Origin of the sequence: Rhizobium aethiopicum (genome assembly GCF_900094625.1) — a bacterium.
Classification (GTDB): Bacteria; Pseudomonadota; Alphaproteobacteria; order Rhizobiales; family Rhizobiaceae; genus Rhizobium; species Rhizobium aethiopicum.
This window is the reverse complement of sequence record NZ_FMAJ01000005.1, coordinates 247592-269181: the sequence shown is the minus strand read 5'-3', so window position 1 is coordinate 269181 and position 21590 is coordinate 247592. Positions and strand designations below refer to the sequence as shown.

The following is a 21590-nucleotide window of genomic DNA, read 5'->3' as shown; positions in this document are numbered from 1 at the left end:
GCCGGCCCCGGTCGAATTCAGAACATCGTGTTCTTGTTGGCCGCCTCTTGCGGAACGGCCTGGATGACATCCCAATGCTCGACGATCTTGCCGTCCTTGACGCGGAAAATATCGACGATTGCTTGGCCGCGGTCGTCGGCGCCGTTCGTCGCGTGCACATGCAGCCAGACGAGATCGCCATCGGCGGCGCTTCGGACGATCTCCGCCTTCGACTGGGCATTGTCCTTGAAGAAGCCCGTGAAGAAGGAAATAAGCGGCTTTTTGCCGTCGGGAACCTGCGGATTGTGCTGCCGGTAATCCTCCGCGATGACCGAGGCCGCCGCAATATCGTGCTTGTTGAAGAACTTGTCGTAGAATTCCACCACCAGCTTCCGGTTAGCTTCCTCTACCTTCAAGTCGCGGGTGGCCGGTTCAGCAAAGGCGCCCGACGGCGCGACAATGCCTGCCAGAATGGCGAGTGCGAAAAGCGATTGAAATCTCATGCATCAAGCTCCTTGGTATGGATCAGCGATCTAGTCTAGAAAACAGACTGTACGAGCTGGTCTATGAAACCTCGCCATCCCCGGCAAGAAGGCAGGTTTTGGTGGCAAGTTCAGTCTGCGATGACCAAGGAGAGGGCATGCCTGAAGAAACGGACGAGCCGAAACTACAGCCGGGAGCCGGCTGCCCGATCAGAGGCGTGCTCGATCGCATCGGCGATCAATGGAGCCTCCTCACCCTCGAAGCTCTGGAAGACGAGAAGAAGCGCTTCAACGAGCTGCTGCGCGAGATCGGCGACATCTCCAAACAGATGCTCTCCAAGACATTGCGCCATCTGGAGCAAGACGGCTTCATCAGCCGCACCGTCTATCCCGAGGTTCCGCCACGGGTGGAGTATGAGCTGACGGAGATGGGGCGCTCATTTCTGATCCCGATGAAAGCGCTGATCGGCTGGGCGGAGCGGAACCATTCGGAAATCATGAGTGCGCGGCAGCGGCATGAAAGCGGCTAGCTGCGAGATGCCTATCCATTGGGGCTTGCCAGCGCGCCTCAAGCAGGTGGATAGGCATGCCGTGCAGCACCCCTCTGATCTGCCAAGCCCGGGAGGTGCCAAACGGCAGGCCGCGACAAAGAAAAAATCTCGCCCTCAAGAGCCTCATACTGAGGAGCCCCGCCAGGGCCCTCGAAGGACGAGGTGGGTGCGCCGACACTTGATGAATGCAAGGAGGGCGTCCTTCGAGACTCGGCCCGCGGCTTGCGCGCCGCAGGATGAGGAGTGTTGGAGAATGTCGCTCTTGCCCCTCACGCCAGCAACACCTTGCCCCCCGTCCGGAAGGGCAGGGCGGCGCGTAGCGCCTCGCCGATTTTTTCCAGCGGAAACACCTCTCGCACCTCGGTCGCGATGACCTTCGAAGCGATCTGCGCGGCGACCTGGGCATACGCGCGCTGGACCTCGCCCATCGTTTCGGAATGAACCCATTCCCGTAGGTGGCAGTAGGAAAAGGCAATGTTGGGATGGGAGGCCCAGAATGAAGGCGGAATGCTCTCTCCCGACAGCAGGCCGTAATGCAGGAAATGCCCGCCTGGCCTCAGCGCGTCGGCAAGGGTCAAGGCGCGTGCGCCACCGACGCAGTCGAGCACCGCGTCGAGCCCGTGCCGGCCGGCGAGGCCGGTGGCGAGGTCGCCGTCCGCTTTGTCTACGATGACGGCCTCGAGCCGACCGCCGAGACGTGCGAGGGATTCTTCGCTGCGGACGATTGCGACCGGTTCGACGCCGGCGGCATTCGCCATGCCGATCAGGATGGACCCGATCGAAGAGGCGGCGGCGTTGATGGCAATGCGCATGCCGGGTCTCAGCCCCATCTTCTTGTGCAGCATCAGCCAGGCCGTCATCGGGTTGACGTAGCTGGTCGCTGCTTCGAAGTCGGAAAGCGCGTCGGGCACGCGAAGGCACCAGCTCGGATCGGTGTCCTTGAATTCCTGCCAGCCGCCGGCGCTGCGCACCGGCAGCACGCGCGTCCCCGGCACAAGTCCGTGCACCTCTTCGCCGCACGCTTCGACCACTCCGAAAGCTTCGAAGCCGGGGATGAAGGGCAGCGTCGTACGGCCGGCATAGGCGCCTGAAATGGTGATGATGTCGGAGGGATTGATCGAGCGCGCCAGCAGGCGGACACGAACCTGGTCGCGCCGTAGCGGTGCCAGTTCGGCCCGTTCAATCTCGACGACCTCCTCGGCCGGCCCGAATTTTCGCACGACCGCCTGATATTGCATTTGCATCCCCCACACAGTCGGTTAGAACACGCCGTCGAAATTTCGGTGATCGAATGAGCGTTGACGACAGGCCTTTAGCATCGTTCCGGGTCTCGATGCGAGACATCGACATTTATGGTCATGTCCACAACTCGGTTTATCTCGATTATTGCGAGGATGCGGTCGTCGAGTTCCTGCGCCATCGGGAGATCCTCAGCCACTTCCGCCACACCACTTCAGGCGTTGCCTATCACGTGAAGAAGGCGGAGATCACCTTTCACAACCCGATCGATGTCGACGATATCATCGAGGCGACGGTCAAGGTCGAGAAGATCGGGCGGTCGAGCCTCTCCTTTACGATCGAGCTCTATCGCCAGCGCGACGGCGCCCATTGCGCCTCGGCCGGCCTCGTCTGGATCTGCGTCGGCCTTTCCGACAGCCGCCCGACGCCGATGCCCGAGGCGACCAGAGCCGCCTTGTCGCAGGGCTGAGCCATGCCGATCCACGCGGAGCTTCTCAGACATGCCTTGGAGAGACCGGAAAGGCCGGCGGTCGTGCTCGACGGCCACTGCCTGAGCTACGGCGAACTTTATTCCCGCTCGAGCGCGATCTGTCGCTTTCTCCAGGAGCTTCCGGGCTCGAACCGCCGCTCGCTCGATCTGCCGGGCGTCGAGAAGCTGGTCGCCTTGAGCCTCGGCAACCACATCGGCTTTGCCGAATATTTCGTCGCCGCCACCGCGCTCCCGAATGCCTCAGCGGTGATCGACCCGATGATGCCGGAAACGAGGATCGAGCGCATCGTCGAGCGCCTGACACCTGACGTGCTCGTCGTTGACGATGTTTCGAGCCCGAGTGCCGAAATCGGCCGCAGGCTTGGCATCCCCGTCATCGTTGCCGGCGCCGAGTCCTTCGACCTCGCGGCAGAACCGGACGACTTGCCGGTCGATGCCGAGGGCATCTTCCTGATCGGCTTCACCTCGGGCACAACAGCCGAGCCGAAGGCCTATTATCGCTCGCGCGAGCAATGGCGCCGGAGCCTCGACCGGGGACGTCTCGTTTTCGAACTCCAGGACGCGCCCTCGACCCTGTGCCCGGGAGCGCTGGCGCATGGGCTTGCGCTTTACGCACTCGTCGAGGCGCTCGATGCCGGGGCAACCTTCCATTCAGTTGGGAAATGGGATGCCGGCGCGGTCGCGCGCATTCTCTCTTCCGGGATCGAACGGCTGGTTGCCGTGCCGACCCATATAGCGGGCATCGCCCGGGCATGGGCGGGCGAGCCGATGGCGTCCTTGCGCGACGTGCTGACCGCCGGCGCCAAGCTGAACTTCAACGAGGTCGAATCCATGCGCCGCCTTTTCCCAAAGGCGCGCATCCGGGAATATTACGGCGCCTCCGAGATGGGTTTCATGACGGTCTCGACGCTCGTGGGCAGTGCGACCGATTTTCCGATCGACCGGGTCGGGCAAGCCTATCCCGGCGTCGAGATTTCCATCCGCGACCCCGAGGAAAACGATGTCGGCACCGATGTGCCCGGCACCATCTTCGTCAACAGCGACCTGATCGCCGACGGCTATCTCTGGGGCGACGATGGCCAGGCGTTTAGGGCCACCCCGGCGGGTGCGACGGTCGGCGATCTCGGCGAGATCGATGAAAACGGCATGCTGCGGGTAATCGGCCGGGCGGGCGGCATGATGATATCGGGCGGCAACAACGTCTATCCCGCCGAAGTCGAGAGCACCCTCAAAACCTGCCCCGGCGTCGAGGACGCCGTCGTCTTCGGACTGCCGGATGCCTATTACGGCCAAAGGATCGTCGCCGTCGTCTCGGGCGAGGCGATGGACGCGAAAATGCTGGCAGAGCATTGCGCGGGCAGGCTTCCAAGGTTCAAGATCCCCAGGCAGTTCTACCACATCGGCCCCTGGCCGCTGACGAGCAGCGGCAAGATTGCGCGCGGGCAGGTAGAGGCATCGGTGATTTCAGGAGATGGTATTGTCCTACGCCTATCAGCCTGACGAGGATTGGCAGCCGGTCGTGGTCGCCGCCTACCGCACGCCGATCGGCCGGGCCTTCGGCTCGCTTTCGACGGTTGCGGCTGAAGACCTGCTTACCCCGATCATCCGCCGGATCCTCGCGGAAACGGGAATTGCGCCTGACACCATCGACGATGTGCTGGTCGGCAATGCCGCGGGCGGCGGCGGCAATATCGGCCGGCTGGCGGCGCTCCATGCGGGCCTGCCCATGGCGGTTCCCGGTGTCGCCGTCGACCGGCAGTGCGGCTCGGGCCTGGAAGCAATCATCATGGCCGCCCGATTTATCCAGGCGAAGGCGGGAGTCTGTTTCCTCGCCGGCGGCGTCGAGAGCGTCAGCACCGCGCCATGGCGTGTGGAAAGGCCGATATCCAATGGCGCCGTGCCGCGCTTTTATGGACGCGCGCGGTTTTCTCCTGAGGCGATCGGCGATCCCGAGATGGGCATTGCGGCCGAAAACGTCGCGCGCCAATTCGGCATCTCCCGCCAGCGGCAGGATGAATTTGCCCTGCGCAGTCACAGGCTCGCCGTTGCAGCCGCCGAAGCCGGCCGCTTCCGGCCCGAGATCGTCGACATCACCAACGGCCACGGGCTAGTGGAGCGGGATGAATGCCCGCGCCCGACCACCTCGCTCGAGGCGCTCGCCAACCTGAAGCCCGTCTTCCTGGCCGACGGTTCGGTGACAGCAGGTAATGCCTGCCCTGTGAATGACGGCGCCTGCTTGATGCTCGTCATGAGCCGCGGTTTGGCCAGAAGCCTTGGCATCGAAAAAGGCCTCGCCTTCATCGACAGCGCTGCCGCCGGCGTCGACCCCAACTTGCTCGGCATCGGCCCGGTCGCCTCGACCGGCAAGCTCCTGCAGCGCCAGCCAGGCCTCTCGCTTTCGAAGATCGAGGCCATCGAATTCAACGAGGCTTTCGCCGCACAGGTCCTGGCTTCGCTCGATCAGCTGGACATATCAGCCGACGCGGTCAACAAGGAGGGCGGCGCACTGGCCCTCGGTCATCCGTTTGGAGCCTCCGGCGCGATTCTCGTTAGCCGGCTATATAGCCAACTGGTGCGTGGGGACGGCTGGTCGCCCTGCGCGACGGGCCTGGCCATGATCGGCATCGGCGGCGGTATAGGACTGACGGCGCTGTTCGAAGCGGTCAGGCTTTCTTGAAAGACTCTCCGCCTGAGGCACGTTGTTCTGGTTCGCGCCATTGGCTGGCCCTCTCCCCTAACCCTCTCCCCGTTTGAACGGGGAAGGAACGTGCCATGCGAAGGGCCGGTGGGAACCGAGAGGTCGCGGCATGTCCCTTCGCCCCGCCTGCGGGGAGAAGGTGGCGGCAGCCGGATGAGGGGCGACACCAGCGCAAAATCCCCTCCAATATCGCAAGACCCTTCGATCACACGACTAGCCGCCCTACTGCCTTGGCATAGGTCGACAGCGACCGAGAGAGAATGGTTCGGGCCCGCGATCCGGCGCATTCTGCTGTCGATCGGTTCCGGCCGATGAAGCCGCTTACCGTCGTGAGGCACGCGGTTTCGGCACTCCGAGCAATTGCTGCTCGCCTTCATTCAGGCAAGTCAACAGAGGATATTCCTCGTAAAGGACAAGGGAGATTACCATGAAGATCGTCGTCATCGGCGGCACCGGGCTCATCGGCTCGAAGACCGTGGAGAGATTGCGCAAGAAAGGGCATGACGTTCTGGCGGCCTCGCCGAATTCGGGCGTCGATACGATCACCGGCAAAGGTGTCGCAGAAGCGCTCGCCGGCGCTGAGGTCGTGATCGACCTCGCCAACTCGCCCTCCTTTGAAGACAAGGCCGTTCTCGAATTCTTCCAGACCTCGGGCCGCAACCTGCTCAAGGCGGGGGCCGGCGTGAAGCACCACATCGCGCTGTCGATCGTCGGCATGGAGCGGCTGCAGGGCAGCGGCTACATGCGCGCCAAGATGGCCCAGGAGCAGCTGATCAAGGGCTCCGGCATTCCCTACACCATCGTCCACTCCACCCAGTTTCATGAGTTCATGGCCGGTATCGCCCAGTCGAATACGGTTGGCCAGACCGTGCGTCTGTCGCCGGCCTATCTGCAGCCAATCGCCTCGGACGACGTCGCCGATGTCATGGCGGAGGTGGCGCTCGCAGCCCCTGTGAACGGCACGATCGAGATCGGCGGCCCGGAGAAGATCCGCCTGACCGATATCGTCACGCGCCTCTTCAAGGCGACGCACGATCCCCGCCAGGTGACCGCCGATCCGCACGCCCGCTACTTCGGCGTCGAGCTCGACGACACTTCGCTCGTGGCCGGCGCCAAAGCGCGGCTTGGCAAGATCCGCTTCGACGACTGGCTGAGCCAGCAGCCGCCCCAGAAGAAGAGCGCCTGATAGCGAGGCACCTGTCGAACCATTCTTATCATCCGAGGAGACCAGATATGCTCAGGAAATTGATCTCGGCGGCGGCCTTCGCCTTCGTCCTTGCCGCCGGCACTCAGGTTCACGCCGGAGGCGAAAAAGCCAAGGTAACCGTCGTTTTCGACCAGAAGCTTCCCAATGTTCCCGGCAAGAGCATGAAGGGCGTGCTGGTGGAATATCAGCCCGGCGGCATGTCACCCGGCCATACCCATCCGGATTCGGCCTTCATCTATGCCACCGTTCTCGAAGGTTCGATCCGCAGCGCTGTCAACGACGGCCCGGTGAAGACCTACAAAGCCGGAGAAAGCTTCGCCGAATTCCCCGGCGATCACCACAGCGTCAGCGCAAACGCCAGCACGACCGAACCGGCGCGCCTGCTGGCAGTCTTCGTGCTGGATACGACCGAGACGGAACTGACGATCGACGACAAATGACCTCACGCCCGATGCCCGGCGCCGCCGGGCATCGGTTGCGCTGCCGCGTCAAACCGCCTGCAGCGCCAGTTCCAGATCGGCGATGAGATCATCCGGATGCTCGATGCCGATCGACAGGCGGATTGTTGATTCCAGCACGCCGATGCGCTCCCTGACATCGGCTGGCACGCCGGAATGCGTCATGGCGGCGGGATGGCTTGCGAGCGACTCCGTGCCGCCAAGGCTGACGGCGAGCTTGAAGACCTGCAGCGCGTTCAGGAATTTGAAGGAGGCCGGCTGGCCGCCGCGGATATCGAAAGAAAAGGTCGAACCGGCGCCGGTGCATTGCGCGGCGAAGGTGCGGCCCGACGGCGAGTCCGGATCGTGGTAGGGGAGATAGTGGACCGTCTCTACCTTCGGGTGATCGCGCAGGAAATCGGCGACGGCGCGCGCATTGCTGTTGGCCCGCTCCATGCGCAGCTGCAGCGTTTCCAGCGACCGGCCGAGCATCCAGCATGAATGCGGATCGAGCTGCGTGCCGATCGCCCCGCGCAGCGCCTTGACCTGCTTGATGACAGCCTTACGCCCGAGGACGGCGCCGGCGATCAGATCGGAATGGCCGCCGACATATTTGGTCAGCGAGTAGAGCGAGATATCGGCGCCATGCTCGATCGGCCGCTGGAAGACCGGCCCGAGAAGCGTATTGTCGCAGACGACGATCGGCACATGCCCCTGCCTTGCGCCGATCGCATCGGCCACACGCCGGATCATCGCGACGTCGACCAGGCTGTTGGTCGGGTTGGCGGGTGTCTCGATGAGGATGACCGAAACGCGGCCCTTGCCGACCGCCTCATCCGCCGCCTTCTGCACCGATGCCTCGCTGACGCCATCGGCAAAGCCGACCGCGGCGACACCGAAATTGAGGAATGTCTTCGCCAGCAAGGTTTCCGTGCCGCCATAGAGCGGCTGCGAGTGCAGGATCGCATCCCCCGGCCGGACGAAGGCAAACAGGGTGGTGGCGATCGCCGCCATGCCTGAGGAAAACAGCGCGCCGCTTTCCGTCCGCTCATAGACGGCAAGCCTGTCCTCGACAATCTCGCTATTCGGATGATTGAAGCGCGAATAGACGAGGCCGGCGCCCTTACCCGCCGGCGGCTCACGACGGCCCGAGACGTAGTCGAAGAAATCCCTGCCATCCTCGGCGGAATTGAAGACGAAGGTTGAGGTCAGGAACACCGGCGGCTTGACCGCCCCTTCCGAAAGTTCGGGATCGTAGCCGTAATTCAGCATCTGCGTTTCGGGATGCAGCGCATGATTGCCGATATGGGTTTTGGAAGGATGCGGGGCGGTCATGATCGTCTCCTCTGTCGAACCTGCCGAAGGGTAGGATACATCAAATCGGGGAGCAGTCACCGAGACTGCTCGATTGAAGAGTGGAGCATGATGCCGTCCGAAAACCGCTCACAGCTTTCGGCACCATGCCCGGACGCTCAGTGCGCGGTCTCGCCCAAAGTGTCGGCGACATAGGCGCCGCGCGCGCCCATCGGCAGCGGGTGTCCCGTCGTCGTGTCCCGCGCGGTCTGATGCTCCAGCTCGGCATTGAGCTCCGCACCGACGATGAGGATGACGACGGAAAGCCAGATCCAGATGAGGAAGCCGATCAGCGCGCCGAGCGTGCCGTAGGTCGCGTTGTAATTGGCGAAATGCTCGAGATAGAAGGAGAAGCCGAGCGACATGACGGCCCAGGCGACCGCAGTCAGCCCCGCGCCCCATGTCATCCACCGGATCCTGGCGGGCTCGCGGCTCGGGCCGAAACGATAGACCAAGGTCACGGCCACCGCGACGACGAAGAGAAGCACAGGCCATCTCAGGAGAAGCGCCATCTGCTCCTTGAACTGATCGAGCCAGAGAAAGGAGAGCACGACCGGCATCACGCCGACGAGCGCCACCATGAGGACCGCAAAGACCATCGCGCATAGGGTGAAGCAGAGGCCGATCAGATTGAGCCGCACGAAGCTCCGCTTCTCCCTCTCCTCATAGGCGACGTTCATCGCATCGAAAATCGCCAGCGTGCCGCTATGGGTGCTCCAGAGCGCGATGGCGAGACCGACGAAAAAGGTAATGCCAAGCGTGCTCTCGCGGTTTTCGACGAGAGCCTTGATCTGGTCGGCAAGAAGATCGAAGGCCCCGGGCGGCAGGAGGACGGCCAGCTCGCGCAGATGTTCGGAGATGGTGACGGGATCGGCAACAAGGCCATAAAGCGAGACAAGGGCCGCAAGCGCCGGAAATAGTGCCAGGAGCAGATAGAAAGTCACGCCCGCGGCAATCAGCGTAACCCGGTCATCCCATACTTCATGGAACACGCGCCAGAACACATCGCGAAGGCCCCTCATCGGAATGGCTTCCGGCGTGGCTGCGCTGCGCCCATGATCGTCACCGGCCTGGGCAACTGCAGCAGGCGGAGCCAGCGAACCACGGTGTCTTGCCTGCATAAACACGAATGCTCCAACCGCGGCGGCCATCATCGCCGCGGCGAGGGGATGTCTCTTGAGGTGGAGCCCATCAGCCATTACCCTATCCTCCGATTTGCTTCGTGGATAACGCCGGGTGCCGCTAAAGGATGCAAGTTGTTGCTTTCTTGCGGAGATTTCTGGTGAGGGAGGAGCTGCTGCTGCTCCGAGCACTGCGAGTGCTGGAATTCGACCCGGCTTGTCAAACTATACATAGCTGATTTCATTGGTTATCGGCCCACTTACGGAAGCGAACGCGGCGTTTGGTTTCGTTACATCGGCGCCGATGCGATTTCAGGTATTGGCGCCGCATGGCATCCCTGCGGCGCGAGAGCGGCAATTAGCGCCTCGAAATCGCTTTGAAATCGCGATTTTGGAACCGATTGGCTGTCGAAACCATAGGCGAACGCGAGCCGACACCGGCGACAGCGGAGCGAGCGCGATGATGAAAGCCGATCCTATTCCGGAAGTCCGGCCTTGCGCAATGCCGACGCCAGCCCATCCATCAGTTGAGGCCGCACCACATCCATTCGTACAAACTCGCCGATCGTCCATCCCGGCGCGACCTCCAGAAGTCGCCCGGCAGCGGCTCGAGCGGCCTCCAGCCGACCGAGATTGGCGTGGCTCGCCACAAGGCTGGCATGGAGAATGCTGAACCCGGGGTTCACCTGGATACCGAGCGCTGAATACTTTACCGCGTCCTCAAACCGCGAGGTAAACAGGCTGACCCAGGCCAATGCGAGATAGGAATGGTAGTTCATGGGATCGAGCGGGCTCAGCCGAAGGGCCTTGAATGCGTGGTCGCGCGACTGGTCATAGGTTTCGTTGAACATGTGCACCATCGCGCTTAGCCCGTAAGCGAGCGACGAATTGCCGTCCAGCATCAGCGCCCTGTCAAGCGCATTGATCGAGCGCTCATAACCATGGGTCATCGTGGCGTGGACGAAAGCTCCCAGGCAGAGCGCCTGAGGATCCTCCCCGCCGGTTGCGAGTGCCGCGTGCGCGTGCCTGAGCGCAGCGGCTCTATCCTCGGGATGGAAGCCGCCACGCAGGAAACGCTGCTCGTATCCCCAGGCGGCATAGCCATGTGCGCAGGCATAATCGGGATCGAGACGCAGGGCCTCGTTCAGCAAGCGCAGGGCTTCACCGGTAGCCGCAGGCGTATTGGCATAGCTGTATGGCAAGGCGCGGAGGAAAAAATCATAGGCATCCAGGCTGCCTGGCCGTTTGCGGCGCGCGCGCTCGATCTCCGCGCGCCGGATCGTCGGCTCAAGCGTTCCAACGATGCGTTCGGTCAGTTGATCCTGCAGATCGAAAATGTCCTCCGCCGCGCCCTCAAACCTGTCGGCCCAGATATGGGTTGCGTCCCGCCCTTCTATCAATTGCGCAGCGATGCGCAGCCGGTTCGCCGACCGTCGGATACTGCCTTCCAGCACATAGCGAACGCCTAGTTCCCTGGCGATCTGCCTGACGTCCATGGCCTTGCATTTATAGGCGAAGGTGGAGTTTCGCGCGATGACGAACAGGCTCGGAATCTTCGAAAGGTTGGTGATGACATCCTCGACCAGTCCATCGGCAAAATACTCCTGTTCGGTGTCCCCGCTCAAATTTTGGAAAGCCAGCACAGCTATCGACGGTTTGTTCGGCAGTGCAGGCGGCCTCGCCAATCGCGTCTCCGGAGAAGTACCTTCCTGCACGAGGCGATGGACCGCGATCGGCTCGGCAATGTTCTTGACCTGCTGCTCGCCCATCGATTCAAAACCGAAGGCAAGCGTCTTTTCTACCTCGCGCACGACTTTGCCGGAGATACAGATGCCGCCGGGATCGGCGAGCTGCTGCAAACGCGCTGACACGTTGACGCCCTCGCCATAGCGATCCTCGCCATCGACGATGACTTCACCGAGATTGAGCCCAATCCTCAGTTCCAGCCGCTCTCTCTGCGGCACCTCCGCATTGCGTTCCTTTAGCGCGCGCTGTAGCGACACCGCGCATTCGACAGCATCCACGGCACTGCCGAATTCGGCAAGCAAACCATCGCCCATGAGCTTGAAGATAAAGCCGCGCCGCTTGGCGATTTCCGGCTCGATCAGCGCCTTGCGCATGGCGGTGAGACGCTCGAACGTCCCCGTCTCGTCACGCTCCATCAGCGCCGAGTATCCAACCACGTCGGCCGCTAGGATAGCCGCAAGCTTCCTGTCCATCAGCCCCTCACACGACGAGATGCCGAACATTAACATATAAGCGGAATGCCACCTAGGGCGCTTCCCCGGCATCGGGCGGCGGGCGGGATGAAGCATTGGCTCCACCCCGTTGTCCGCGGACAACGGATCCACGGAACACCTGCCGATCATGCCGACAAAGGATGCCGCAGAACACCGGCGCTCGACAGAAACGGAGCCGCCCCACGACACTGTCGAGCGCTACGCCAAACCACCGCTACAGGGCGCCACGTCAACTGGCGTCACCAGAAAGAAGCTTGGCGGACCCTCGCTGGCGGGTTGACCATAAGCGACGCCACTCCGGTTGTCCGCGGACAACGCCCGACCCCACCTTGGAGCTGCGGCAAGGCACGTCCGCACCACCGCGCTTCCCCGCAGCAACATCTGTACGATATCGACACAGCCCCTGGCTTGAATCCGCCGCATTGCGGCACTACCTCGTAACGAGCCGAAGCGCTGCCCTGCTAGCTGCTTTGGCCCGATAGACAGCACTCCTCCTCCCATGCTGTCGGTCACTATCGAAGCCCGGCGCCCTCTCCCGCGCCGGGCTTCTTTCACTTTGACGCCGCGTATCCGCCTCGCCCTTCGAGGCTCCGTGTAGTAGGTGCGCAGCCGCAGGCCGAGTCTCGAAGAACGCGCTGCGACGCTGCTCCTTTCACCCACCTAGCGTAAGATGCATCCATGCCGTTCAGAGGCCTCTTGAGTGCCGGCGCGATATCCTGCACCTTCCACGCCGGATGCAACGCCCTAAGAGGCAGCGAATAAGATCAGCAGGAACAACCGAGGTGACGGATGAACAGGCTTGCGCAATGCCATTGCGGATCACTCCCCGCAAGGACATCGGGCGGTCCGCTCATGGCGAGCATCTGCCACTGCCGCGCTTGTCTGCGCAGAACCGGCGCTATGGCCGCAAGCGGTGCGATCTTCGCGAAATGACGATCGAGGGAGATCGCAGGATTTTCGAGCGGGACGCCGCGCAAGGGCGCAAAGTGCGTTTCCACTTCTGCCCGAACTGCGGCACGTCCCTATACTCGGAAGGAGATTTCAATCCCGGCCTCTGCATCGTCGCTGTCGGCGCATTCGCCGACCTGTCATTCCCGCCGCCCCTGATTTCCTTCTACGAGGGGTCCAGGCATGATTGGTTTCAGCTTCCCGATGGGATGAAGCATGCGCAACGCGGGCTGGTTTCGGCAGCGGCTGCGGACAAGGAGCAGAGCAACGGCTAGTGGCGTTGATTACAGGCCCCACGTCGGACCACCTTCCGATAACCTAATCTTAACCGGGTCACCGCTCACCTCGACGGGTGGACCGCCAAGCGCACTCCAGCGAAATAGGTTGAGATGCCAGCCAACGGAGATCAATCTCGACCGCTCGATGAGGCCATCGGCACCCGCCGCTCTGGCGGCATCGGCCGTGCGCCATGAGGGCGACTACTGCCCGGCAGCCAACACGGAGCGCCAGGAAAGACTTGAAGCAATCCGGTCGATGCCGAGCCACTCACACGCCTGCTGATCGTGGTGATCGAGCACATGTGCATCGCTGACCAACAGGGGCACGACAGCACGCCGCCGTGCGTCTTCGTGCATATAACCGAAATCGCCATGATCGCCCATTCTGCCGCAGGGCTCGCAGAGAGGGCGGGCTGTCGGAGCCGGTGATGACGACCGGCGTTCGTCTCATCCGGAGGATCGAGTACGCGGTCGAGCCGCTCGAGAAGGACAGAACGGAAGAAGCGTCCACTTACTTTGCGAAAAACGGTCGATGCTTCATCTCGTGGCGGTTGTTCTTGCAAATGAGCCTCGGAATTACCGATGCAAGAGATCGCCATCCTAACCGTCGCCTCAACTGCGGCAGGCCCTTCGCTTGGCGCGAAACACGTACACGCTTCAAGCGCATTCCTCACTTATCCACCAATCTCGTCGCCAGCCATAATCGACGTTCCCAGCAAGTAGCGGAAGTAACGCGCTCTATCGCTTCCGCAATGTACGTTGCTCAAACAAAATCAAAGGCTTGTTTCTTTTGACGCAAATCGATTAGACGCTGGGCCACCGTGCGAAGTTGGTCTTAGACGACACCGAATGGGCTTTCCGAAATCGCGCGGCCGGATATTATTTCCCGCACCGGGGAAACGATCCTGTCAGAAACCGTGAGCGCGAGGCTGCGGGGTTCGAGACGCCAGCGGAGCTTGAAACTACCATGAAGCTATTCGTTCTCCTCATGGGCTTTCCTGGTGTCGGAAAGCTGACGATCGCGAGAGAGTTGAGCCGGCTGCTGGCTGCGAAGGTCATTGACAATCATTGGTTCAACAACCCCATACTGCGTCTGCTCGACGACGACGGAACGACGCCCCTCCCGAATGGAATATGGGAATATACCGGAAGGGTCCGGCAAGCCGTCCTCGATGCAATCGTCGCCTATGGCCCTCCCTCGTCGAACTTCATCTTCACCCAGGCCGGCGTCGAAGGTGATGAACGCAGTCTTCGCACCTTTCAGCAGATTGCCGGCGCGGCGCAACAACGCGAGGCGCTGCTGGTGCCTGTGAGATTGCTCTGCGACGAGGGCGAGTTGGCGCGTCGCGTTACCACACCGATGCGTCGGGAGCGGTTGAAATCGATTGATGCGCAGGCATCGAGGGAGAAAAGCAGACGAGCCCAGGTCCTCGCTCCCCCACACCCGCTTACGCTGAATTTGGATGTCACCTCAAAAACGGCAGAAGCAAGCGCGGCTGCCATTCACGATCATATCTTGGGCATAGCGCAGACGATGAGTCAGGACTGAGCCTCGGACACAATCCCTGCATAGGCCAGGTAGCTCGCACCCAGATCGTTCAGAGCGCAATCCCATTCTTGACCGCCCAAGCAGTAAAGCGCTCTTTAGCGGCGGGTCTGGATGCGATCGCCGCCTCTAACCTCCTAGTCGCTTCCGCCTTGTCACCCGCCAGCCAAGCCGCGCTAAACGATTGCAAAGACGGACTATCCCGGAGAGCCGCAGCAACATTCGACAGGTCACGGTGGGCGTCGAGCCACGGCAGGCCGACCGACTGCATTTTCTCCACTAGATCAGCGGATATTGCACTTAGGTTTGCTCCTGGCTCAATGATCCACCAATGGTCTTGACCATACGCAAGATTTCCCAGCCGTTCTCGAACGGTAGAATCGTATTCTTTGGGTTTGCCATCGATTGCGTGCTGTCCAGAGAGAACAGCAACGGACGTCATGTAGGCTCCGAGATTTATCGTGAACCGCCCCCTATCGCCGAAATTCGAACTACTTGCTTGGACATTCGCGATGAGCCAGTTTTCTCCATCGGCTTTATGCCACGTCCGCCCGGACTTCCTGAAACCGTGCGCTCGCAGCAGGTCCGCAAATCCGAGCTTGATAACCTCATCGATGCTGTGCGCGATATCGCTCATGGAACCTCCTTGTCTGAGCGGAGACAAAGCCCCGGCGCGATGTATTCATTCGTCAGCGCTGCGCCGGCATCCGACCCCTGATCTCTAGCCCGTCCCTCACACCACCAACATCCCCTGCCGATCGGCCAGCGTCACTTCCGCCCGCGTCCCGGCGTTGAACTCCAGAAAATCCGCTTCGATACCGTCGCTGAAGATGACGCCGTGTTCCGGCATTTCGGAGACGATGGTGAGCGGCTGGTCCTCAGAGACGATGCCGGCGACGATGCTGGCGCCGGTGGTGCGGCTGGGAAAGGGTTCGCGCACGAAGTAACGGAGATAATCCGCGTCCCAGGCGAAGGACATGTCGATCTTCCGGTCGGCGGGTTCGATCCCGAGCGCGCTCGCGGCTCCGAGCCAGCCGGAATAGAGGCTCTTCAGCCAACCGGTCGAGCCCATGCCCGTGGAAACGATGATGCCGCTGGAGGATTGGCGTTCCTCGCGCTCCGCGGCATGCAGGATATAGCGGGCCGAGACGTGGCTTTTCGGGCCGATGAAGAGGTCGTTGACCGCGTGGATGACGGCGCCTGTATTGAGCGTCGCCCTGGCCATGCTGACGTGCTTGATCGGCCGCTTGTTTTTCAGCGCCTCGCTGATCACTTTCGGAAGGCTCTTCGGGTTGAATGGCAGCAGCGGGCCGTCCCAGCGCTTGGGGTCGGGGTTGACGCCGAGGACCGGCTGCCCGTTGAGATATTTGAGTGTGTTGGCCACCAGCCCGTCCTGGCCGAGCACGACGATGACATCATCGGGACCGAAGACGAAGCTCGCGAGGTAGCGGCGCTCGAGACGCTGGACACGGGCGACGGCGCGCAGGCTCGCTTCGACCTCGGCGATCGCCGCTTCGTAGCGCTTCTTCTCGGCGAGATAGTCGCTGAAGTCAGCGCCGAGATGTTCGACATAGAACTGCGCCTGCTGCACCGTGTTGAAGCGGGCGATGAGTTCGTCGAGCCGGGTCGGCCTGATGACCAGGATGATCTTACGTTCGTCAGAGGCCGGCACGGTCCTTGCCCTCCTGCGGCTGCAAGATCTCCCTGAGAAGATCGGGCGAGACGTTCAACTGGCCGATCTTCGTCGCATTATCGGCGAGGTCGCGGAAGGCAAGCGCCATGAGCTGGCCCGGCTGCATGCCGACCGAGGCAAGCGCCTGCAGCACTTTCGGATCGGCCTGCTCGAAGGATTTCATCATCGCCGTCATTGCATAGGCCTGGGCGTCGGCCTCGGCCCGCGCATTGGTCGCCGCCAGTGTCACCAAGTCGCGGTTCTGCTCTTCGAGCGCGATCTTGCCGGCCATTTCTTCGCGGCGGATCTGCAGCTGCCGTTCCTGCACGGCGCGTTCGGCTTCCATCTGGGCTTCGCGCACCTGCCGCCTCTTGTTCTCCAGGGTGATCTCGGTGGCGATCTCGTTTTCCTTGATCGTCCGCTCCTGTTCGATCGCGGCGTTGCGCCTGCTATAGATCGCTTCATCGGCCTGCCGCAGCAGCGCTTCGCGGGCATGCGCTTCCAGCGCCTTTGATGTCTCGGCCTTCGGCATGACGGCGAGCAGCGACAGGCCGAGGATTTCGAGGCCGAGCGCCTCGATCGTCGGATGCACCTTGAGTGCGTCCGCCACCCCGGCGACGAGCGCCTCGCCCGAGGCCAGAACCTCCTTCAGCGACAGCGTCTGAACCTCGGCGCGCATCGCGACCTGGACGCGGTCGATCACCCGGGTCGAAAGCTTCTGCGGATCTTCCGAGACATAGTGGCCCCTACGGTCGAGGGTGAAATTCAGGAGTGCGGCCGTGCGGCGCGGGTCGGCGATGCGGTAGGTGATCTGCCCCTGCACCGTCACTTCCTGGAAGTCCGATGTCACCAGAGGAAAGATGAAGGGATCGTTGACGCTGGCAGTCGGCACGAGCACGAGAGAGCTCGAAGGCGAGAAATGCCAGAAGGCAAGACCTGCGCCCTCGCGGACGGCCTTGCCGTTCTGATACTGGATGACGTATTGCGTGGGTTCCGTCTTGATAAAGCGCAGTCCGAACATGTCCGTTTTCCTATCCCTAGCGCGAGCCCCTCGCTCGTGTCGAACAGGAGAGAACATCACTTAGTGATAAATGTCAACTAACTTAGTTGAAGATTTACAATAAGGCCGATGCATGCTATCTTCCCATCATGACAACATACGACAATGACGCCTTGAAACCGATCGCGACGGTCGACCTCGCCATCTTCTCGCTGGCGCCGGCTGGCCTGTCCGTGCTTCTCGTGCGCCGCGCAAACGCGCCCTTTTCCGGCGAGTGGGCCTTGCCCGGCGGCTGGATCCATATCGACGAGGATGCGGATCTGGAAGGCGCGGCGCGGCGCGTGCTGAAGGAAAAGACGGGCGTTGAAACGCCCTATCTCGAACAGCTGCAAACGACGGGGAGCGCCGATCGAGACCCGAGAGGCTGGAGCATCAGCATCGTCTATATCGCGCTGCTGTCGGCCGATGATGTCACCGAAGGGCAGGATGCGATGGCTGAGGATGCCGCATGGCGGCCGATCGAGGGCGAGGGCGCCGGCTTGTCCCTTGCCTTCGACCATGCGGCGCTCCTCAAGGAGGCGCTCGGCCGTATCCGGAGCAAGGTCGAATATTCGAGCCTGCCGGGTCACCTTCTGCCTGTCCGTTTCACATTGAGCGAGCTGCAATCGGTCTATGAGAGCCTTCTCGGTCGCAAGCTCGACAAATCGGCCTTTCGAAAGCGCGTTGCGGAAGCCGATTTCCTGGAGCCGGTCGAAGGCGAAATGCGACGGGCGAGCAATCGGCCCGCCCAGATGTTTCGCCTGAAGGATGCTCAGTCCCTGGTGCTCTTCGACCGAAGAATTTGACAGGCTGCCGGGCGCGGGATTAGGCGCTCAGACGCTGCTGCGTCTGCTGGTCGAAGAAATGCACCTTCGATGTTTCGAAGGAAAGCTTCACCCGCTGTTCCGGCGCGAGCTCGACACGCTCGCGCACGACCCAGGTCAGTTCCCTGCCGTCGACTTCGACGGCGACATGGGTTTCCGATCCCGTCGGCTCGACCACCTTGACCACGGCATCGATGCCGGTCTCGCCGCCGAAGGCGATATCCTCGGGACGGATGCCGAGTGTCACCGGCCGGTTTGCCGAACTGGCCGGAGCCCGCGAAAGCTTCACGCGCGGCCCTCCGTTCAGCGCCAGCGCCGGGCTGCCGGCATCGGCGATGCTTCCTTCGAGAAAATTCATGGCGGGCGAGCCGAGGAAACCGGCGACGAAGATGTTGCGCGGCTTGTCGTAGAGTTCGAGCGGGCTGCCGATCTGCTCGACGCGGCCACCATGCAGCACGACGATCTTGTCAGCCATGGTCATGGCTTCGATCTGATCGTGAGTGACGTAGACGATCGTCGTCTTCAGCCGCTGATGCAGCGCCTTGATCTCGGCGCGCATCTTGACGCGCAGCTTGGCATCGAGGTTGGAAAGCGGCTCGTCGAAAAGGAAGACCTTCGGATCGCGCACGATGGCGCGGCCCATGGCGACGCGCTGGCGCTGGCCGCCGGAAAGTTGAGCCGGCTTGCGGTCGAGCAGCGGCTGCAGGCCGAGGATGGCTGCGGCCTCGCCCACTTTTTTATCGATCTCCGGCCGCTTGGCGCCGGCGAGTTCCAGCGCGAAACCCATGTTCTGGGAGACCGTCATCTGCGGATAGAGGGCGTAGTTCTGGAAGACCATCGCGATGTCGCGATCCTTGGGCTGCAGATTGTTCACCACCCGCCCGTCGATCCTGATCTCACCGCCTGAAATGTCCTCGAGCCCGGCGATCATGCGCAGCAATGTGGATTTGCCGCAGCCCGAGGGACCGACGAGGATGGTGAATTCGCCATCGGCGATCTCGACGTCGACGCCGTGGATGATATCGACAGCGCCGAAGGACTTTTTGACGTTTCTGATGCTCAAACCAGACATTTGCGATCCTTCCAACTGTTTTAGCGCTTCCTGCGCACGCGCAGCGCCTGATACGGCTTGCGCGGGATTTTTACGCCGAAGGCGGCGTCCGGCTTGCCGCCGCGCACGACCGAACCGTGGCGGGTCGGATGCGGAACGGGTGCCGCGACCTTCTCGGCCGGCGTGATCGTCATCTCCCAGGTGTCGATGATATCGACGTCGTAATCGTCGCCATCGACCGGCAGGCCAGTGGACCAGACGACCGGCTGATGCTCGCCGAAATAGATCAGGCGGAAATCGCCATCGCCGTCACGCGCGCCCGACACGCGCGACCACGGCCATTCGCCGATGACGCCGAGCGGTTCCAGCCCGTGCTTGACGTCGGCCTCCAGCAGGTCGCGCAGGAAGCCGATGCGCTTCCATGCCTCGCCGCGCAGTTCGCCGCCCTTGGCCCACCAGATCAGATCCTCGGGATGGGAATAGGTCTCGCCGTGGCCGGCATAGCCGCCGCGCGCCATGGTGATCCAGAAACGATGCACGAGCTCCTGCGCATGAAGGTTGCCCCAGGACTGCAGGATGTCGCCCTCATATTCCGGCTCGTCGTTGATGACGGGCTTGCCATAGGCATTGCGCCATTCCTGGGTGCGCTTGACGTCGGGGTTCTGAATGCAGGTATGGGTGACCCACGGTTTGCGGTGATCGAAATTCGCCGTCACGTCGCCATTATGGATGGAGCGCAGGTGCTGGTAGGGATCGTTTTCCTCCAGGACGTGGAAGTAGCGGTCCCATTGCGCCATCGGCTTGGTGTCGATCAGGAAGTCATATTCGTTGGCGAGCGACCACCAGACATTCCGGTAGGCGGCAAGGCGGGCGGCCAGATATTCGACATAGCGGAAATCCTGTTCCGCCGACATGTCGGCATAACCCCAGCGGTCATAGGGATGGAAGATGATGATATCGGCCTCGATGCCGAGGTCGCAGAGTGCGGCGACCTGCCTTTCGAAGTGCTGGAAAGCAGCCGGGTTCGGGCGGTCGAAATCCTCTTTCCCGTCGGCTGCGCGCTCGAAGCAGGCATGCAGCGGCTCGTTGACGTTGTAGGGGTAATCCTTGGGAAACACGCCCATGCGCATCTTGTTGAAGCGCGCCTTCTCGAGCGTCTCCAGCGTCTGCTTCTGCATCTCGAGCGGCTGGTGCGTCCAGGCATAGCAGGTCGTTCCGAAGGAGAGGAACGGAGTGCCGTCGGCATAGGCGAAGTGGAATTTGTTGCGCACCCGCACCGGGCCGTGATTGCCTGATGAAGGCGAGATTGCAGTGAGTGCGCCGGTCCTGCCGTCGAGTGCCGAAGTCCTGGAGCGCGTCTTGAACGACCACTCGCCTTCGCTATCGGGCATGAAGCGGATGCGGTAGGTGCCGTTGCCGTCATAGAAACCCGGCACGCGGACTTCGCGGCTCTTATGCGTGAAGACGGCATCGAATGCCCCGTCGAGATAGGGATTGCCGCCGGCAGGCCCCTCGAAGGAAGCCTCGAACACACCCCATTTTTCGACTGTTGCCTCGGACATTCTGTCTCTCCTCGTAAAATGGTTTCGCGATCAGCCCTTGACGGCGCCGGAGGTGAGGCCGGAGACGAAGTAGCGCTGGAACATGAGATAGACGATCGTCGCCGGAAGCACGGTCATGACGATCGCGGCATTGAGCTGGCCGTAATTGCTGGAAAACTGCCCCTGGAAGGACATCAGGCCGAGCGGCAGCGTCCACATGTGCTGGTCCTGCAGCAGCACCAGCGCCATGGCGAATTCGTTCCAGGTGGAGACGAAATCGAGAATGAGCAATGCTGCAAGCACCGGCAGGCAGACCGGCATGAAGATCCTGCGGAAGATCGTGAAGTGGCTTGCGCCGTCGATGAGCGCCGCTTCCGAGAGCTCCTTAGGAATGCTCTTGAAGAAGCCATGCAGGATGAAGACCTGATAAGGGACGCCGAAGGCGATGTAGGGAAGGATGACGCCGGGATAAGTGTCGATCAGCCCAAAGGAATTGACCAGCGTGAAGAGCGGCGCCAGCATCACCTGGAAAGGGATCATCGTGCCGAAGACGACGACGAGCAGCAGCGCCTTGGTGATCTTCAGCCTGATCTTGGCAAGCGCATAGGCGGCCATGGCCGACAGGAAGAGGCCGAGCGGCACCTTGATGACGGTGATGATCACGCTGTTCAGGAAGGAGTTGGCGAAATTACCGCGGCTCCAGGCAGCGCTGTAATTTTCTAAGGCGAGCTCGGCCGGCGGCATGAAGGCGCCCGTGCTCGTCACTGCAGCCGGCGACTTCAGCGAGGTGAAGACGATGAAGACGAAGGGCGCGACCCAGACGAGCGCCACGAGGACGAGCGCGATCCAGAGACCAATCAGGACGGGGTCCCGCTTCATCGACGACGGCCGGAC

22 protein-coding genes are annotated in these 21590 nt (G+C 62.0%); 10 read left to right on the top strand and 12 right to left on the bottom strand.

From position 1 onward, the window contains the following. Window positions 1-17: 17 nt before the first annotated feature. Window positions 18-482: a nuclear transport factor 2 family protein gene (locus tag GA0061105_RS13430; RefSeq protein ID WP_064692753.1), complete on the bottom strand. Its 465-nt coding sequence runs from the start codon at window positions 480-482 to the stop codon at window positions 18-20. A gap of 137 nt (window positions 483-619) precedes the next feature. Here GA0061105_RS13430 and GA0061105_RS13425 point away from each other — a divergent pair, with 137 nt between their 5' ends. Then, window positions 620-991 carry a winged helix-turn-helix transcriptional regulator gene (locus GA0061105_RS13425; RefSeq protein WP_092750623.1) on the top strand — a complete coding sequence of 124 codons (372 nt, stop codon included), beginning with the start codon at window positions 620-622 and terminating at the stop codon, window positions 989-991. 290 nt (window positions 992-1281) lie between these two features. Here GA0061105_RS13425 and GA0061105_RS13420 read toward each other — a convergent pair whose 3' ends face one another. Further along, on the bottom strand, window positions 1282-2250 hold the full coding sequence (locus GA0061105_RS13420; RefSeq protein WP_092750917.1) for a zinc-dependent alcohol dehydrogenase family protein: 969 nt from the start codon (window positions 2248-2250) through the stop codon (window positions 1282-1284). A gap of 53 nt (window positions 2251-2303) precedes the next feature. Here GA0061105_RS13420 and GA0061105_RS13415 point away from each other — a divergent pair, with 53 nt between their 5' ends. From GA0061105_RS13415 to GA0061105_RS13395, 5 genes are all read left to right on the top strand, one after another. Continuing rightward, window positions 2304-2720, top strand: a complete 417-nt coding sequence (locus GA0061105_RS13415; protein WP_092750621.1) for an acyl-CoA thioesterase — start codon at window positions 2304-2306, stop codon at window positions 2718-2720. Window positions 2721-2723: 3 nt separating this feature from the next. Further along, window positions 2724-4241: a class I adenylate-forming enzyme family protein gene (locus GA0061105_RS13410; protein WP_092750619.1), complete on the top strand. Its 1518-nt coding sequence runs from the start codon at window positions 2724-2726 to the stop codon at window positions 4239-4241. Further along, entirely contained in the window at window positions 4219-5418 is a 1200-nt protein-coding gene (locus tag GA0061105_RS13405) for a thiolase family protein (RefSeq protein WP_092750617.1), read from the top strand. The genes GA0061105_RS13410 and GA0061105_RS13405 overlap by 23 nt, the downstream gene beginning before the upstream one ends. A 448-nt stretch (window positions 5419-5866) precedes the next feature. Then, window positions 5867-6625: an SDR family oxidoreductase gene (locus GA0061105_RS13400; protein WP_092750615.1), complete on the top strand. Its 759-nt coding sequence runs from the start codon at window positions 5867-5869 to the stop codon at window positions 6623-6625. A gap of 47 nt (window positions 6626-6672) precedes the next feature. Further along, a complete protein-coding gene (locus GA0061105_RS13395; protein ID WP_064692759.1) occupies window positions 6673-7086 on the top strand; it encodes a cupin domain-containing protein in 414 nt (137 codons plus the stop codon). A gap of 48 nt (window positions 7087-7134) precedes the next feature. On the opposite strand, the gene GA0061105_RS13390 is transcribed toward GA0061105_RS13395, so the two are convergent. The 3 genes from GA0061105_RS13390 to GA0061105_RS13380 form a co-directional block, all read right to left on the bottom strand. After that, window positions 7135-8418 (bottom strand): cystathionine gamma-synthase family protein, encoded by a 1284-nt coding sequence (locus tag GA0061105_RS13390; protein WP_064692760.1) that lies wholly within the window; start codon window positions 8416-8418, stop codon window positions 7135-7137. 137 nt (window positions 8419-8555) lie between these two features. Then, entirely contained in the window at window positions 8556-9635 is a 1080-nt protein-coding gene (locus GA0061105_RS13385) for a YihY/virulence factor BrkB family protein (protein WP_092750613.1), read from the bottom strand. A gap of 398 nt (window positions 9636-10033) precedes the next feature. Next, window positions 10034-11776, bottom strand: coding sequence for an adenylate/guanylate cyclase domain-containing protein (locus GA0061105_RS13380; protein WP_167358551.1), 1743 nt, complete (start codon window positions 11774-11776; stop codon window positions 10034-10036). 803 nt (window positions 11777-12579) lie between these two features. On the opposite strand from GA0061105_RS13380, the gene GA0061105_RS13375 reads away from it, so the two are divergent. After that, window positions 12580-13020, top strand: a complete 441-nt coding sequence (locus GA0061105_RS13375) for a GFA family protein (RefSeq protein WP_245294311.1) — start codon at window positions 12580-12582, stop codon at window positions 13018-13020. A 204-nt stretch (window positions 13021-13224) separates the two neighbouring features. Here the strand turns inward: GA0061105_RS13375 and GA0061105_RS33375 are convergent, their stop codons facing one another. Then, window positions 13225-13407 carry a hypothetical protein gene (locus GA0061105_RS33375; RefSeq protein ID WP_245294312.1) on the bottom strand — a complete coding sequence of 61 codons (183 nt, stop codon included), beginning with the start codon at window positions 13405-13407 and terminating at the stop codon, window positions 13225-13227. A 44-nt stretch (window positions 13408-13451) separates the two neighbouring features. On the opposite strand from GA0061105_RS33375, the gene GA0061105_RS33370 reads away from it, so the two are divergent. Continuing rightward, window positions 13452-13817 carry a hypothetical protein gene (locus GA0061105_RS33370; RefSeq protein ID WP_245304320.1) on the top strand — a complete coding sequence of 122 codons (366 nt, stop codon included), beginning with the start codon at window positions 13452-13454 and terminating at the stop codon, window positions 13815-13817. Between the two features lie 173 nt (window positions 13818-13990). Continuing rightward, window positions 13991-14572, top strand: a complete 582-nt coding sequence (locus GA0061105_RS13365) for a DEAD/DEAH box helicase family protein (protein WP_064693197.1) — start codon at window positions 13991-13993, stop codon at window positions 14570-14572. Between the two features lie 49 nt (window positions 14573-14621). Here GA0061105_RS13365 and GA0061105_RS13360 read toward each other — a convergent pair whose 3' ends face one another. The 3 genes from GA0061105_RS13360 to GA0061105_RS13350 all read right to left on the bottom strand — a co-directional run bounded on the left by GA0061105_RS13360 (window position 14622) and on the right by GA0061105_RS13350 (window position 17262). Beyond that, window positions 14622-15206: a DUF4304 domain-containing protein gene (locus GA0061105_RS13360; RefSeq protein ID WP_092750609.1), complete on the bottom strand. Its 585-nt coding sequence runs from the start codon at window positions 15204-15206 to the stop codon at window positions 14622-14624. A 96-nt stretch (window positions 15207-15302) separates the two neighbouring features. Beyond that, the gene (locus GA0061105_RS13355) at window positions 15303-16241 is read right to left on the bottom strand and encodes a diacylglycerol kinase catalytic domain-containing protein (RefSeq protein ID WP_092750607.1); all 939 of its coding nucleotides are present in this window, start codon (window positions 16239-16241) and stop codon (window positions 15303-15305) included. Then, window positions 16228-17262 (bottom strand): SPFH domain-containing protein, encoded by a 1035-nt coding sequence (locus tag GA0061105_RS13350; RefSeq protein ID WP_092750605.1) that lies wholly within the window; start codon window positions 17260-17262, stop codon window positions 16228-16230. The genes GA0061105_RS13355 and GA0061105_RS13350 overlap by 14 nt, the downstream gene beginning before the upstream one ends. 128 nt (window positions 17263-17390) lie before the next feature. Here GA0061105_RS13350 and GA0061105_RS13345 point away from each other — a divergent pair, with 128 nt between their 5' ends. Next, window positions 17391-18086, top strand: a complete 696-nt coding sequence (locus GA0061105_RS13345) for an NUDIX hydrolase (RefSeq protein WP_092750915.1) — start codon at window positions 17391-17393, stop codon at window positions 18084-18086. Window positions 18087-18105: 19 nt separating this feature from the next. On the opposite strand, the gene GA0061105_RS13340 is transcribed toward GA0061105_RS13345, so the two are convergent. From GA0061105_RS13340 to GA0061105_RS13330, 3 genes are read right to left on the bottom strand one after another with little or no spacing between them, the layout of a single operon-like run. Further along, window positions 18106-19176, bottom strand: coding sequence for an ABC transporter ATP-binding protein (locus tag GA0061105_RS13340; RefSeq protein ID WP_092750603.1), 1071 nt, complete (start codon window positions 19174-19176; stop codon window positions 18106-18108). A gap of 20 nt (window positions 19177-19196) precedes the next feature. Continuing rightward, on the bottom strand, window positions 19197-20717 hold the full coding sequence (locus GA0061105_RS13335) for a DUF5060 domain-containing protein (RefSeq protein ID WP_092750601.1): 1521 nt from the start codon (window positions 20715-20717) through the stop codon (window positions 19197-19199). 30 nt (window positions 20718-20747) lie between these two features. Next, on the bottom strand, window positions 20748-21575 hold the full coding sequence (locus GA0061105_RS13330) for a carbohydrate ABC transporter permease (protein ID WP_425348766.1): 828 nt from the start codon (window positions 21573-21575) through the stop codon (window positions 20748-20750). Between the last annotated feature and the right edge of the window lie 15 nt (window positions 21576-21590).

Bases quoted from the DNA above. Each gene is read 5' to 3' on its own strand.
- GA0061105_RS13335 (WP_092750601.1), bottom strand. From the start codon at position 20,717: ATGTCCGAGGCAACAGTCGAAAAATGGGGTGTGTTCGAGGCTTCCTTC.
- GA0061105_RS13425 (WP_092750623.1), top strand. From the start codon at position 620: ATGCCTGAAGAAACGGACGAGCCGAAACTACAGCCGGGAGCCGGCTGC.
- GA0061105_RS13340 (WP_092750603.1), bottom strand. From the start codon at position 19,176: ATGTCTGGTTTGAGCATCAGAAACGTCAAAAAGTCCTTCGGCGCTGTC.
- GA0061105_RS13385 (WP_092750613.1), bottom strand. From the start codon at position 9,635: ATGGCTGATGGGCTCCACCTCAAGAGACATCCCCTCGCCGCGGCGATG.
- GA0061105_RS13395 (WP_064692759.1), top strand. From the start codon at position 6,673: ATGCTCAGGAAATTGATCTCGGCGGCGGCCTTCGCCTTCGTCCTTGCC.
- GA0061105_RS13345 (WP_092750915.1), top strand. From the start codon at position 17,391: ATGACAACATACGACAATGACGCCTTGAAACCGATCGCGACGGTCGAC.
- GA0061105_RS13380 (WP_167358551.1), bottom strand. From the start codon at position 11,776: ATGGACAGGAAGCTTGCGGCTATCCTAGCGGCCGACGTGGTTGGATAC.
- GA0061105_RS33370 (WP_245304320.1), top strand. From the start codon at position 13,452: ATGACGACCGGCGTTCGTCTCATCCGGAGGATCGAGTACGCGGTCGAG.
- GA0061105_RS13430 (WP_064692753.1), bottom strand. From the start codon at position 482: ATGAGATTTCAATCGCTTTTCGCACTCGCCATTCTGGCAGGCATTGTC.
- GA0061105_RS33375 (WP_245294312.1), bottom strand. From the start codon at position 13,407: ATGGGCGATCATGGCGATTTCGGTTATATGCACGAAGACGCACGGCGG.
- GA0061105_RS13415 (WP_092750621.1), top strand. From the start codon at position 2,304: ATGAGCGTTGACGACAGGCCTTTAGCATCGTTCCGGGTCTCGATGCGA.
- GA0061105_RS13400 (WP_092750615.1), top strand. From the start codon at position 5,867: ATGAAGATCGTCGTCATCGGCGGCACCGGGCTCATCGGCTCGAAGACC.
- GA0061105_RS13330 (WP_425348766.1), bottom strand. From the start codon at position 21,575: ATGAAGCGGGACCCCGTCCTGATTGGTCTCTGGATCGCGCTCGTCCTC.
- GA0061105_RS13410 (WP_092750619.1), top strand. From the start codon at position 2,724: ATGCCGATCCACGCGGAGCTTCTCAGACATGCCTTGGAGAGACCGGAA.
- GA0061105_RS13350 (WP_092750605.1), bottom strand. From the start codon at position 17,262: ATGTTCGGACTGCGCTTTATCAAGACGGAACCCACGCAATACGTCATC.
- GA0061105_RS13365 (WP_064693197.1), top strand. From the start codon at position 13,991: ATGAAGCTATTCGTTCTCCTCATGGGCTTTCCTGGTGTCGGAAAGCTG.
- GA0061105_RS13390 (WP_064692760.1), bottom strand. From the start codon at position 8,418: ATGACCGCCCCGCATCCTTCCAAAACCCATATCGGCAATCATGCGCTG.
- GA0061105_RS13420 (WP_092750917.1), bottom strand. From the start codon at position 2,250: ATGCAATATCAGGCGGTCGTGCGAAAATTCGGGCCGGCCGAGGAGGTC.
- GA0061105_RS13360 (WP_092750609.1), bottom strand. From the start codon at position 15,206: ATGAGCGATATCGCGCACAGCATCGATGAGGTTATCAAGCTCGGATTT.